The sequence below is a fragment of the Alphaproteobacteria bacterium genome (assembly GCA_041396705.1).
Taxonomy (GTDB): domain Bacteria; phylum Pseudomonadota; class Alphaproteobacteria; order CALKHQ01; family CALKHQ01; genus CALKHQ01.
This window is the reverse complement of sequence record JAWKYB010000014.1, coordinates 134,875-146,672: the sequence shown is the minus strand read 5'-3', so window position 1 is coordinate 146,672 and position 11,798 is coordinate 134,875. Positions and strand designations below refer to the sequence as shown.

Below are 11,798 nucleotides of genomic sequence, written 5' to 3'. Positions count from 1 at the left end.
GATGACACTGGACCTGATCGTCAATGGCGTCGTGGCCATGCTGCTGGTCGTCACCATCGGCGTGGCGACGCTGCTCTATGTCCGGCTCGGACGGATCCGCAAGACCCGGTCCGAGATGGAGGCGCTGATCGCTCAGCTCGGTGCGGCGGGCGCCGCGGCCGAGAACAGCCTGCGCGGCTTTCGCGAGCTGGCCGACGGCGCGGGCCGCGACCTGGAGCAGCAGGTGCGCAGCGGCGTTTCCCTGCGCGAGGAACTGGCTTTCCTCATCGACCGCGCCTCGGCGATCGCGGATCGGTTGGCGAACGCGCCGGTCGCGAGCGCCGCACCCGCGCAATCTGCGCAGCCGGTGCCGAGTCCGGCAGGCCAGGCCCAGCGGGCCGCCAAGCTGGTACAGGCGATTCGCCCACGCGGACGTCCGGCAGAAGGCGCGGCACGCCCGGCCCGGGTCGGCGTCGCGCCGGACGCGGCGATCGCGCACCGCGCCGACGAGGCCGAGCAGGCCCTGATGCGTGCCCTGGAATCGGCGCGCTAGACCACGGAACACCCGGCCGCAACTGACGGCCGACCCAGCCAGGACGGTAAAATGCGCGTGCGTTTGCGGCTTCTGCCGATCGTCATCTTCTCTGCCACCTGCCTGCTGTCGATCAAGGTGATCGACATCAGCGATGGCCTGTTCAGGCACGTGCCGACGCTTGGCGTCGGCGCCACCATGGCCGCCGGCAATCCCGACGAGGACATGGCCGCAGCCGACGAGGCCCGCGCGGACGCGGGCGTGGGCGCGATGCCGCCTATGGCCGACGAGGCCGGAGCGATGCCGGCGGAGGAAGGCCCGATCCCGGGCGAGGGCGAAGCCGAGGTGACGGCCGAGTCGGGCGATGCCGACCCGGCCATGACCGATCCGTCGCTGGCGGAGACCGGGCTGGCGGAGACCGGGCTGGCGGAGCCGGTGGAGCTGGCGCCCGGACCCGGCCCCGAGTCGGTGCTGGCGCTCGGCGACGAGCAGCCCTACCAGACCCCGCCGCTGCCGATCGGCGACCGCGAATACGTCACCGGCGAATCGGAAACGCCGATCTACACCGCGGAGGAGATCGCCGTGCTGCAAGCGCTGGCGGTTCGCCGCGACCAGCTTGCCGAGCGCGAGGCCGCGGTGGAGGCACGCGAGCGCCAGCTTGCGGCGGCGGAGGCGCGAATCGACCAGAAGATCGTCGAGCTCACCGACCTGCAGGCGCGAATCGAGGCGCTGCTCAACGACTACGACGCCCAGGAAGACGAGCAGCTGATGAGCCTGGTGCGAATCTACGAGACCATGAAGCCGAAGGACGCGGCGCCGATCTTCAACGAGCTGGAGATGGACATCCTGCTCGAGATCATCGCCCGGATGAGCAACATCCGCAGCGCGCCGATCCTCGCCCGCATGGACCCCGCCCGCGCCCAGGAGGTCACCGAGGAACTCGCCCGGCGCATGCAGGAACGCCCGGATTTCATGGCCGAAGCGCCGGCCGCCAATTAATACGCTAACGCACTGGAGTTTGATTTAAGCGCAATTTAACCGGGGTAGGTCACCATAGCGTCATCTTTTGGGTGCGCGACCGCGTAATGGAGTGCGAAGACATGAGTGTCGATATCAACATGCCGATCCTGATCGTCGACGACTACAAGACGATGCTCCGGATCATCCGCAACCTGCTGAAGCAGCTCGGCTTCAACAACGTTGACGAGGCGATCGACGGCAGTTCGGCGCTGACCAAGCTGCGCCAGCGCGACTACGGTCTGGTCATCTCCGACTGGAACATGGAGCCGATGACCGGCCTGCAGCTGCTGAAGGAGGTCCGCAAGGACGCCAAGCTGAAGGAGACGCCGTTCATCATGATCACGGCCGAGAGCAAGACCGAGAACGTGATCGCGGCGAAGGAAGCCGGTGTCAGCAACTACATCGTGAAGCCGTTCAATGCGGCGACGCTGAAGACGAAGCTGACCAGCGTCCTCGGCACGTTCTGAGCGGTGCGTCCGGCGCCCCGATGCGCCGGTCGCCACCCCGACCGTGCAAGCTGTGGGAATCAAGGTCGAATGACGGCGATGGCAGAAAAGATCAGCGGCGCCAGCCCGTTGGAGGAAGGCGCACGCGCGAGGGCGCTGCGGCTGAAAAAGTCGCTCGACATGCTGAACGACCTGCGCGAGCTCGTGCAGTACATCCACAAGGCCAAGGGCGAGATCGCGGCGCTGCGGCCCGACGAGATCAAGAACCAGCACCTGTCCGTGGCCTCCGACGAGCTGGACGCGATCGTCCAGGCGACGGAAGAGGCGACGAACGAGATCATGGAGGCGGCCGAGACGATCGAGACCTTCAGCGGCCAGCTCGACGAGGCGGGCCAGGAGGCGGTCGGCGACGCGGTCACGCGCATCTTCCAGGCCTGCAGCTTCCAGGACATCACCGGCCAGCGCATCTCCAAGGTGGTCGGCGCACTCAAGCACATCGAGGCCAAGGTCGAGCACATGGTCGGCCTGCTCGGCGGCAGTGCGCTCGCGGCCAGCCTGGTTCAGGCCGGACCTGCGGAGCCAGCCGAGCCCGAGGACCCCGAGGCGAAGCTGCTGAACGGTCCGCAGCTGCCCGGCAAGGCAACGCGTCAGGACGAAATCGACGCGATGTTCGGTTAACGTCCTGGGCCAATTGCGGCCCGGGACTCATTCCCTGCTAACGATTCATCAATCAGATCGCGGCAAGACGGGGTATGATCGCCATGAAGAACTCATGGCGCCGCGGCCGCTGATGCGTCGCGCCCCGGTGCCTTCTGGCGGACCAGACCGCGCGAGGCTGAGATGAATCGACGGACGGCGCCATCTTCCGGAACATCCCGCGCCAGGGTCGCGCGCAAAGCGGGCGCCCCGGCCGGACTGCTGCTGGCTCTGGCCGCCGCGTCCGCCCTTCCCGCATCGGCGGACGAGGCGGTGCAGACCAGCGCCACCGTGACCGAAGACGGTGCGCGACTGGTCTTCGACTGGCCGTCGCCGGTGGATTTCGTCACCACGGTCAGTGCCACCCGGCTGACCATCAGCTTCGATCGGCCGCTGGCGGCGACCTTCGACCAGGTGCTCGGCACCCTGGCGGGCCAGGTGACCGACATGCGGATCGCCAACAACGGCCAGAGCGTCGTGATGACGCTGGCGGTGCCGCAGCACGTCTCGGCCTATGCCGAGGACGACAAGGTGGTGGTCGAGATGCTGCCGGTCGCGGGGGCCCGGCCCGCCGCGGTCCCGCCTGCCGCCGTCGCGACGGCCGAACCGGCCGTGCCGCCAGCGGCGCCCCCCGCAGCCGCGCAAGCGCCGTCTTCCGCTTCCCCTCCCGCACCCGAGCTCGAGCCGGCCGCCGGCCAGCCGCCCCAGACCGCGGTCGCCGTCGCCGAGGCCTCTGAGCCGGCGCCGCTGCCGCCGGCCCCGGTCATGGTCGACGGCGTGCTTTCGGTCCGCTACGGCCTGCACGACACCTATGATCGGATCGTCTTCGACTGGCCGGAGCGCGTGCCCTATGAGGTGGCGAACGACGGCGGCCTGATCACGATCCGCTTCGGTGCCGCCGCGCGCATCGACGTTGAGCGTCTGCGGGCCCGCCTGCCATCGCGGCTGCAACTGATCGACGTGGAACAGGGCGAGAGCGGGTTGCAGGTCACCATCGCCGCGCCGGCCGGCGTGAACGTCCGCGACTTCTACAACTACAGCAAGACCGTCGTGGACATCTACCGCGACCCGAACAGCAACACGCCGGTCGCCATGGCCGGCCCCGCGGCAGGCGAACCGGCGGACGCCACGCCGGAGCCGGTGACGGTCGCCGTCGCCGAGCCGCCGGCGGTGCCGGCCCTGCCGCCGCAGCTCCGCGCCGACCGGGACCCGGCGGCCGAGGCCGTCCACGAGGCTGAGGCCGCTGCCGTGCCCGCAGCGACCGCCGACGAAGGTGACGTGCCGCAGGACCACGCCGCCGCCGAACCGGCCCTGCCGGAGGAGCAGCCCGACCACGATGCAGTGGCCGCGGCGCATCCGGCGGCCGAGGAACCGGCGGGCGCCGATCACCACGAAGCTGGCGAGCCGGAGCATCCGGACACGGCGACCGGCGACGGGCATGCGACGGAACCGGACGCGGCGCACACCCAGGTCGCCAGCGCCGACCAGGCACACGAGGCGCCGGGTCCGGCAAACGAGACCACGCGCAGCGCGGTGCCGACGCACGACGGCGCCGACGCTCACGACGGCGGCGACGCTCACGATGGCGGCGACGCCGAGACGGCGGCCGCCGCGGCCGCGGTGCATGAAGGCCCGGCATTGCCCGACGAGGAGGTCGCCGATGCCGCGGCCGAGGCATCGCACGATGCGGCGGGTGTGCATGAGGAGACCGTCGCAGGCATGGCGGTCGAGGCGGAGAGCGGGCCGGCGACGGTGGAGATCGTCGTCATCGGCGGCGACAGCGACGCGCTGATGCGCATGCGCTGGTCGCAGCCGGTGCGGGCCGCCGTGGCGAAGCGCGGCGACCGCATCTGGGTCGCGTTCGACCGGCCGGCCGCCGACTTCGACTTCGGCGTGATCGAGACGGAGGCGGGTCCGGTCTATCGCGACCCGATCCTGCTGCCGACCGAGGACGCGCTGGTATTCAGCCTGCAGGTCGACGAGGCGGTCGAGCCGCGGGTTTCGGCCGCGGGCGATACCTGGTTCGTGCAGTTGCGGCCGCGCCGGTCCGAGACCGCGAGCGACGTTGCGCCGCAGCGGTTCGAGGATCCGGTGCTCGGCGCGGCGATCGCCTATCCGGCCAGCGACCCCGGGGCACCGCTGAGCATTGCCGATCCCGACATCGGCGACAGCTTCGTGCTGGTGCCGACGGCCCTGGCCGGCGAGGGGCTGCAACAGGGGTCGAACTACATCCAGTTCAGCGCGTTGCCGTCGGCGCAGGGCCTGGTGTTCGACCGGCTCAGCGACGATGTGGTGGTGCGCACCCACGACGGCAGGGTCGAGGTGGTGGCTTCCGGCGGCCTGACGCTGTCGGACGACCAGGCCTGGCTCGATGCGCGCCAGGCGCCGTCGCCAAGCGACCATGCCGCCGCCGACGACCATGGCGCGCCGGACGAACACGCCGCAGCCGGGCACGATACGCCGGCGGCTGCCGACGCTCACCTGGCGGCCGACGAAGAGGCCGGCCACGATGCCGTGCCGGAGGCCCACGCCGACGCGGCGGGTGCGGACCACCACGGCGCGCCGCAGACGGAGGCCGAGGCCCATGCGGATGTCCAGGCCGAGGCCCATGGGGATGCCGAAGCCGACGCCCACGGCAATGCCGCGCCCGACGGGCACGGTACCGTGACGGCGGACGCCCACGACACCGACGGCGGCGCGCACGACGACGGCCACGGCGCGCCGGTGTCGGTCCCGCGCGGCGGTGCGATCGGCGATTTCCGCCTGTTCGAGCCGGATGCGTGGCGGATGGAGCACGATGGCCGCTTTGCCGAGGTCAGCCGCACACTGCAGACCGCGGCGGCGAACGCGCACAACGACGCCGACCGCGCCGATGCCCGCGCCCGCTTCGCCCGTTTCCTGTTCGGCCACGGCCAGTTTCGCGACGCCGCCGGCGTGCTGCGGCTGATCGCGACCGACACGCCGCAGATCTTCGAGGACGACCCGTCGCTGCTGGCGCTGCGCGGCGCGACGGCGCTGATGAACGACGACGCGGAGGACGCGATCGGCGACCTGTCCGACCCGCGGCTGGTGCCGTCGGCCGAGGCGCAATACTGGCTGGCGGCAGCGCTGGCGGCGGCAGGCCGCCACGAGCAGGCCGAGGCGCTGTACGACAGCACGGCAACGGCGCCGGACTGGTACGACAACGACCTCGCCGTTCCGTTGGCACTGGCTTCGGTCGATACGGCGCTGGCGAACGGCAACCTGGACCGGGCGATGGCCGCTCTCGACGAACTGCCGTTCTTCGGGCTGGAGCCGACGGCTGCGGCGGAGATCGCGCTGCGCCGGGCGCAGGCGCTGTGGCGGTCGGGCGATCACGAGGCGGCGGAACACGAATGGGACGACGTCGTGGAGACCGAGCTGGACGGACCGGCCGCGCGGGCCGAATTCGACCGCACGGTCGCCAACTACGACGCCGGCCTGATCTCCGCCGCCGATGCCGCTGCGAAGCTGGACGCCATCCGCTATGACCTGCGCGGTGGCGCGTTCGAGCTCGGGCTGCTGCGCCAGCTGGCCGAGTATCATTTCGACGCGGGCGATTATCGCAGCGGCCTGCGCACGTTGCAGCACGCCCGCTCCGTGTTCGTCGACACGCCGGAGCGCGGGGCGATCGAGCGTCGGATGGCCGAGGTGTTCGCCTCGCTGTTCGGACCGCAGCCGCCCGCCAATATCTCGCCGGTGACCGCGATCGCGCTGTACAGCGAGTTCAAGCAGCTGGCACCGGAGGACGAGGCCGGCGACGCGATGCTGCGGCGTCTGGCCGGCCGGCTGGCTTCCGTCGACCTGCGTTCGGACGCGGCGGAGGTGCTGCGCACGCTGCTGCGCCCGGATCTGTCGGGCAGCGCCCGGGCCGAGCTCGGCCGCGATCTTGCGGTGCTGTACCTGGCCGACGACCAGCCTGACCAGGCGGACGAGGTGCTGCTGAACACCCGTGCCCGCAACCTGGGCCAGGACCTGCTGGCGGAACGGCGCCTGCTGCGCGCCAGCGCCGACCTCGCGCTCGAACGCTATGCCGACGCGATCGAGGAGCTTGCGCCGCTCGACAGCCGGCAGGCCGACATGCTGCGCGCCGAGGTGTTCTGGCGGATGGAGGACTGGGCCGGTGCCGCCGGCGCGTTCGGCCGGCTGGTCGAGGGCGATGCCTTCCGCTGGCCGCCGGCGGCAACGCCGCCTGCGGCCTTCGTGCCGCCGCCGACCGAAGCGGCGGATGCCGCAGGCGACACAGATATGACCGCCGACGACGGCACCGCGATGGCGGAAGACCCCGCGGCGCTGGCCGAGGCGACCGACGGCGCGGCGATGCCGATGCTGCCGTCGGCCGATGAGGCGGCCGCGCTGGATGCGCAAGCGGCGGATCCGTCGACCGCGATGGAGGGCGCCGCCGGGATGGCGCCCGCCTATGCGGCCTTCGACGGCGCACTGGACCCGTTCCAGACCGAGCAGCTGATGAACTGGGCGATGGCGTTGACCTATTCCGGCGACGACAACGGGCTGCGCTACCTGCGCCAGCGCTACGCCGATGCAATGGCGCAGACGGACTATGGCGCGATGTTCCGCCTGCTGGTCGCCGACGACATCGGCCCGATCGATTCGGTGGCCGACCTCGGCCGCATCGGACCGAGCATCAACCTGTTCCAGGATTTTCTTGCCGGCTATCGCGAGCGGGTACAGGCCGACCTGATGGCCACCGAGGATCCTGCCGGCGAGGGCGCCGCGACGCCGGAGGACCCGGCGGCCGGCGACGCGTCGCAATCGGTCGAGGGCGGCGCTGACGCGTCCGGGCCGGTGGCCAGGGGCTGACCGCCACTTTCTTCGCGCAGTACCGAACATGCAGCCGGGCCGGGCGCTCGCCCGGTCTGCCGTCCCGCATGCGTTCCCGAGGCGGCGCGGCCGCGACCGGCGCGAACCGGGCGGCCACTCTTGGCGTGGCCCGGCAACAGGGCCCTGCGACAGCCGCATCGGCCCAGCCCGGCACGGCTGCGTCCGCCAGTGGGATTCGGTCTAGGGATCGGGTGTGGTGGGCGCGTCGCGCGCGGCGCGGCCGCGATGCGGGCGTCGCTGCGGTCAGCCGAAGCTTTCGACCAGGCTGCCGGCGATCAGATACCAGCCGTCGACCAGCACGAAGAAGATCAGCTTGAACGGCAGCGCGATCATGATCGGCGGCAGCATCATCATGCCCATGGACATCAGCACCGAGGCGACGACCATGTCGATGACCAGGAACGGCAGGAAGATCAGGAAGCCGATCTCGAACGCGCGGCGCAGCTCGGAAATCATGAAGGCGGGGATCAGCGTGCTGAGCGGCGCTTGCTCCGCCGTCTCGACCTCGACCCCGGCCATGCCGACGAACAGGTCCAGGTCCTCCGGCCGCACATGGGCCAGCATGAACGCGCGCACCGGCACGATCGCGCGGTCGAAGGCGACCTCCTCGGTGATCAGCCCGTCCATCAGCGGGCGCAGGCCGACGTCGTAGACCTCCTGCAAGGTCGGGGCCATGACGAAGCCGGTCAGGAACAGGGCCAGGCTGACAATCACCGTGTTCGGCGGCGCCGACTGGGTGCCCATGGCGGTGCGCAGGAACGACAGCACCACCACGATACGGGTGAACGACGTCACCATGACCAGGATCGACGGCGCCAGCGTCAGCACCGTGATCAGGGCAATGATCTGGATGATGCGACCGGTCGAGGTCGCCCCGTCGCCCAGGTCGAGCGTCAGGTCCTGGGCGGCGGCCGGCAGGATGCCGAGCGCAACCAGCACCGCGACCCCGAGCAGCACGGTCGCTGTCAGGCGGGCGAGCGAGGCGAAAGCGGTCATGACGGCTCGCGGCTCGACTGGCGCACCAGGCGCAGGAACGACGTGGCGGGCCGGCCGTCGCCGTCGGGCGATGCCGGCGGCTGGATGGCGGACCGGACGATGCCGTCGCCGTCCATGTGGGCGGCCTCGCCGCGCCGGCGGCCGGTGCCGCGCGGTTCCGGGGCCGGCTCGGCGGCGTCGCGGTCCAGCGCGATGCCGGTCTCGACCACCGTCTCGCTCTGCTGGCCGATGATGATCAGGTGCTCGCGGTCGTCGCGCCGCACCAGCACCAGCTTGCGCCGCGTGTCCAGGGCGATGGCCTCGACCACGGCCAGGCGCCGGCGGCCGCCCGTCGTGCGCCGCGGCATCCCGCCGCCGCGGGCATAGCGCCGGAACAGCCATGCGCATACGGCGATGAGGCCGAGCACGAAGGCAAGCGCCAGAACGAAGCGGAGGTAGTCGTCGAGGGCCATCTGCGAGCGGTCCGGGGGGGTGTCTTCGGTGGCTTGGGCTGCTGCGGGTCGCGCCGAAGCGCGTGCCTCAGCCCTCGTTCCCGGCAGCGGGCGTGGGTTGTGCGGCGGCTTCCGCCTGCTCGCCCTCCATCGCCTCGCCGATCGCGGCGGACTGCTCGATCAGGAAGTTCGAGATCTGCTTCAGGTCGCGCAGCAGGATCGCCAGCTGGCTCTGGAACCCGGCGCGCTCGCCGGCCGGCAGCTCGGCGATGTTGGCGCACAGGCCGATCACCTTGCCGTCGATGCCGGTCAGGTCGACCAGTTCGCCTTCGATCAGGCGGCTGCGGACATCGACTATGAAGCTGCTCACCTCGTCCAGTCCGGCTTCGAGCGCGGCTGCCGTTGCGGTCATGGTTGGTCTCCTGTCGTGGCGCTGTTCGCCCGGTCCGCCAGTCCGGCCGGCATGCCGTTGAGGCGGTAGAGGTAGGAAAGGATCTCGGCGACCGCGACGAAGGCCTCCACCGGGATCGCGGTGCCCGGATCGACGAACGACAGCAGTTCGGCGAGGTCGCTGTCCTCGCGCACGGGAATGCCGTGCGCCTCTGCGGTGCGGATGATCTGGTCGGCGATGTGGCCCTGGCCCTTGGCGCGGACCACCGGCGCGTCGTGCTCGGCAGGCCGGTAGCCGAGGGCGACCGCCTTGCGGTCCGCCAGGGCTGGTTTGCCGGCGGCTGCGGTGTCGTTCGCAGGGTGCGGAAGTGCGGCCATGCGGATGAACGCCTCGGTTGCGAGCGCCCCGTCGGCGCCCCGTCACCACCGTTCATCAAGGATTAAGCTTAAAACTTGATTAAGCGGCCGCCCCTGCAAACCGGCCGCGCGTTAACGCTCGCGCCGTCAGCCGCCCGAGCGCGCCGCCGACACCTTGCGCGGCTCCGCCTCGCCGCCGCCGATCCCGTCGCCGACCGTCTCGTGGTGACCGGGCAGGCGCACGGTCTCCACCGGCTGGCCGGCGGCGCTGGCCTGGGCCTTCTCGTCCTGGATGCGTTCGAACAATTCGCGGCGCAGCACGCTCGCGCCTTCCGGGAAGGTGAAGCCGAGCTTGACCGACTTCCCGCGGATCGCAACCACGGTCACCTCGATGTCATCGTTGATGACGATCGACTCCCCGATCTTCCGGGTCAGGTATAACAACTGGCGCTCCTGCACACGCGAATGGTTGGCGACCCGATTTTTGCGGCAGTGTAGCGCCGTACACCCTTTCTTAACAAGGTTGCCGAAACTTTGCGCCAAATGCGGGCCGATCGTCGGCCTGCCTTGGTGAGCCGCAAAACAATGAACCTCGATCGTCTGCCTCTATTCGCCCTGATGCGCGAGGACATGCAATGGACGAGCGAGCGCATGTCGGTGCTGGCGGAGAACGTCGCCAACGCCGACACGCCGGGCTACCGGGCCCGTGATCTCGCGCGGCCCGACTTCCAGCAGATGCTGCAGAACCTGCGCAGCGCCGACGGCGGGGGCGAATTGCAGGTCGAGCAGTCCGAGCAGGCCTACGAGATCACCCTGTCGGGCAACTCGGTCGTGCTCGACGAGCAGATGATGAAGGTGGCCGACACCTCGACCCGCTATCAGCTGATCAGCGGTCTCTACAGCAAGCATATCCGCCTGTTCAAGCTCGCGCTCGGCGGCGCGCGCTAGGGCAACAGCCCCGACGCGGCCGGCCGTCGCCGGCGCGGGGGCACTTGGAGACAGCGACCATGGACCTGTTCACAGCAATGGAAGTCTCGTCCTCGGGCATGCAGGCCCAGGGGCGGCGGCTGCGCGTCATCGCCGAGAACATCGCCAACCGGGACTCGCTCGCCGACAGCCCGGGCCTGGACCCGTACCGGCGGCGGATGGTCACCTTCCGCAGCGTGCTCGACGAGGCGACCGGCGCCAGCAAGGTGGAGGTCGACCGGGTCGTGCCGGACCGCAGCGAGTTCGCCCTGCGTTTCGACCCCCAGCACCCGGCGGCCGACGAGAACGGCTACGTGAAGATCCCCAACGTCAACACGCTGGTCGAGATGATGGACATGCGCGAGGCCCAGCGCAGCTACGAGGCCAACATGAACGTGGTCGAGGCGGCGAAGACGATGCTGCGCCGCACCATCGAGCTGCTGCGCAACTAGGCCCGACGGATCGAGAGGGGATAGCAAGCCATGAGCGTGGATTTCGCTTCGGCGATCAAGGCCTATGACGCGACCCTGCGCGACCTCGGCATCGAGCGCGCCGGCGAGCAGGCGGCCGGCGCCGCCACCAAGACGAACGGTCCGAGCTTCGCGGAGATGGTCGGCGACGGCCTGCAGTCGGCGATCGATTCCAGCCGCCATGCCGAGACGATGACCATGCAGGCGATCACCGGCGAGGCCGACATCGCCGACGTGGTGTCCGCGGTGACCAACGCCGAGGTGATGCTGCAGACGGTGGTCTCGGTGCGCGACAAGGTGCTGCAGGCCTATCAGGAAGTGCTGAGGATGCCGATCTGACCGCTTCGCGGCGATCGGACACGGGCCCGGCGGAGATGCGACGTGGTTGAACAGGACATTCTCGAGGTCATGCGCGACGCGATCTGGACCATGGTCATGGTCGCGGGTCCGTTGATGCTGATCGCGCTGGCGGTCGGCATCACGGTGTCGCTGATCCAGACGCTGACCCAGATCCAGGAAATGACGCTGACCTTCGTGCCGAAGATCCTGATCGTGTTCGTGTCCCTGCTGCTGCTGCTGCCGTTCATGCTGGCGACGATGGACGGCTTCATGGTCCGTATCACCGACCGCATCTCGACCATGTCCTGAAGGCGGG

Annotated in this window: 14 protein-coding genes; 9 read left to right on the top strand and 5 right to left on the bottom strand. The window is 70.2% G+C overall.

Features of this window, described 5'->3' with window-relative positions; translation table 11 throughout:
- The first annotated feature begins 1 nt into the window (after nt 1).
- From R3F55_19590 to R3F55_19570, 5 genes are all read left to right on the top strand, one after another.
- Nucleotides 2-532: a DUF6468 domain-containing protein gene (locus R3F55_19590; protein MEZ5669598.1), complete on the top strand. Its 531-nt coding sequence runs from the start codon at nt 2-4 to the stop codon at nt 530-532.
- A gap of 51 nt (nt 533-583) precedes the next feature.
- Nucleotides 584-1,510: a hypothetical protein gene (locus R3F55_19585; GenBank protein ID MEZ5669597.1), complete on the top strand. Its 927-nt coding sequence runs from the start codon at nt 584-586 to the stop codon at nt 1,508-1,510.
- 101 nt (nt 1,511-1,611) lie between these two features.
- Nucleotides 1,612-1,998 carry a response regulator gene (locus R3F55_19580; protein MEZ5669596.1) on the top strand — a complete coding sequence of 129 codons (387 nt, stop codon included), beginning with the start codon at nt 1,612-1,614 and terminating at the stop codon, nt 1,996-1,998.
- Between the two features lie 69 nt (nt 1,999-2,067).
- Nucleotides 2,068-2,655 (top strand): protein phosphatase CheZ, encoded by a 588-nt coding sequence (locus R3F55_19575; protein MEZ5669595.1) that lies wholly within the window; start codon nt 2,068-2,070, stop codon nt 2,653-2,655.
- A gap of 291 nt (nt 2,656-2,946) precedes the next feature.
- Entirely contained in the window at nt 2,947-7,512 is a 4,566-nt protein-coding gene (locus R3F55_19570; GenBank protein ID MEZ5669594.1) for a hypothetical protein, read from the top strand.
- Between the two features lie 264 nt (nt 7,513-7,776).
- On the opposite strand, the gene fliP is transcribed toward R3F55_19570, so the two are convergent.
- The 5 genes from fliP to csrA all read right to left on the bottom strand — a co-directional run bounded on the left by fliP (nt 7,777) and on the right by csrA (nt 10,166).
- Nucleotides 7,777-8,529, bottom strand: a complete 753-nt coding sequence (fliP, locus tag R3F55_19565; GenBank protein ID MEZ5669593.1) for a flagellar type III secretion system pore protein FliP — start codon at nt 8,527-8,529, stop codon at nt 7,777-7,779.
- Nucleotides 8,526-8,981 (bottom strand): flagellar biosynthetic protein FliO, encoded by a 456-nt coding sequence (locus R3F55_19560; GenBank protein ID MEZ5669592.1) that lies wholly within the window; start codon nt 8,979-8,981, stop codon nt 8,526-8,528. The genes fliP and R3F55_19560 overlap by 4 nt, the downstream gene beginning before the upstream one ends.
- Nucleotides 8,982-9,048: 67 nt before the next feature.
- The gene (locus R3F55_19555) at nt 9,049-9,372 is read right to left on the bottom strand and encodes a hypothetical protein (protein ID MEZ5669591.1); all 324 of its coding nucleotides are present in this window, start codon (nt 9,370-9,372) and stop codon (nt 9,049-9,051) included.
- Nucleotides 9,369-9,728 carry an EscU/YscU/HrcU family type III secretion system export apparatus switch protein gene (locus R3F55_19550; GenBank protein MEZ5669590.1) on the bottom strand — a complete coding sequence of 120 codons (360 nt, stop codon included), beginning with the start codon at nt 9,726-9,728 and terminating at the stop codon, nt 9,369-9,371. Before R3F55_19550 ends, R3F55_19555 begins: the two co-directional genes overlap by 4 nt.
- 126 nt (nt 9,729-9,854) lie before the next feature.
- On the bottom strand, nt 9,855-10,166 hold the full coding sequence (gene csrA, locus R3F55_19545; GenBank protein MEZ5669589.1) for a carbon storage regulator CsrA: 312 nt from the start codon (nt 10,164-10,166) through the stop codon (nt 9,855-9,857).
- A gap of 126 nt (nt 10,167-10,292) precedes the next feature.
- Here csrA and R3F55_19540 point away from each other — a divergent pair, with 126 nt between their 5' ends.
- The 4 genes from R3F55_19540 to fliQ are packed head-to-tail and all read left to right on the top strand — an operon-like array spanning nt 10,293 to nt 11,791.
- The gene (locus R3F55_19540) at nt 10,293-10,655 is read left to right on the top strand and encodes a flagellar basal body protein (protein MEZ5669588.1); all 363 of its coding nucleotides are present in this window, start codon (nt 10,293-10,295) and stop codon (nt 10,653-10,655) included.
- A gap of 59 nt (nt 10,656-10,714) precedes the next feature.
- A complete protein-coding gene (flgC, locus tag R3F55_19535) occupies nt 10,715-11,125 on the top strand; it encodes a flagellar basal body rod protein FlgC (protein ID MEZ5669587.1) in 411 nt (136 codons plus the stop codon).
- Nucleotides 11,126-11,155: 30 nt separating this feature from the next.
- Entirely contained in the window at nt 11,156-11,482 is a 327-nt protein-coding gene (gene fliE / locus R3F55_19530) for a flagellar hook-basal body complex protein FliE (GenBank protein ID MEZ5669586.1), read from the top strand.
- Between the two features lie 42 nt (nt 11,483-11,524).
- Nucleotides 11,525-11,791 carry a flagellar biosynthesis protein FliQ gene (gene fliQ, locus R3F55_19525; GenBank protein ID MEZ5669585.1) on the top strand — a complete coding sequence of 89 codons (267 nt, stop codon included), beginning with the start codon at nt 11,525-11,527 and terminating at the stop codon, nt 11,789-11,791.
- Nucleotides 11,792-11,798 lie beyond the last annotated feature (7 nt).

Coding starts and splice junctions, on each gene's coding strand:
- R3F55_19590 (MEZ5669598.1), top strand. CDS start 2: ATGACACTGGACCTGATCGTCAATGGCGTCGTGGCCATGCTGCTGGTC.
- R3F55_19585 (MEZ5669597.1), top strand. CDS start 584: ATGCGCGTGCGTTTGCGGCTTCTGCCGATCGTCATCTTCTCTGCCACC.
- R3F55_19580 (MEZ5669596.1), top strand. CDS start 1,612: ATGAGTGTCGATATCAACATGCCGATCCTGATCGTCGACGACTACAAG.
- R3F55_19575 (MEZ5669595.1), top strand. CDS start 2,068: ATGACGGCGATGGCAGAAAAGATCAGCGGCGCCAGCCCGTTGGAGGAA.
- fliP (MEZ5669593.1), bottom strand. CDS start 8,529: ATGACCGCTTTCGCCTCGCTCGCCCGCCTGACAGCGACCGTGCTGCTC.
- R3F55_19560 (MEZ5669592.1), bottom strand. CDS start 8,981: ATGGCCCTCGACGACTACCTCCGCTTCGTTCTGGCGCTTGCCTTCGTG.
- R3F55_19555 (MEZ5669591.1), bottom strand. CDS start 9,372: ATGACCGCAACGGCAGCCGCGCTCGAAGCCGGACTGGACGAGGTGAGC.
- R3F55_19550 (MEZ5669590.1), bottom strand. CDS start 9,728: ATGGCCGCACTTCCGCACCCTGCGAACGACACCGCAGCCGCCGGCAAA.
- R3F55_19540 (MEZ5669588.1), top strand. CDS start 10,293: ATGAACCTCGATCGTCTGCCTCTATTCGCCCTGATGCGCGAGGACATG.
- flgC (MEZ5669587.1), top strand. CDS start 10,715: ATGGACCTGTTCACAGCAATGGAAGTCTCGTCCTCGGGCATGCAGGCC.
- fliE (MEZ5669586.1), top strand. CDS start 11,156: ATGAGCGTGGATTTCGCTTCGGCGATCAAGGCCTATGACGCGACCCTG.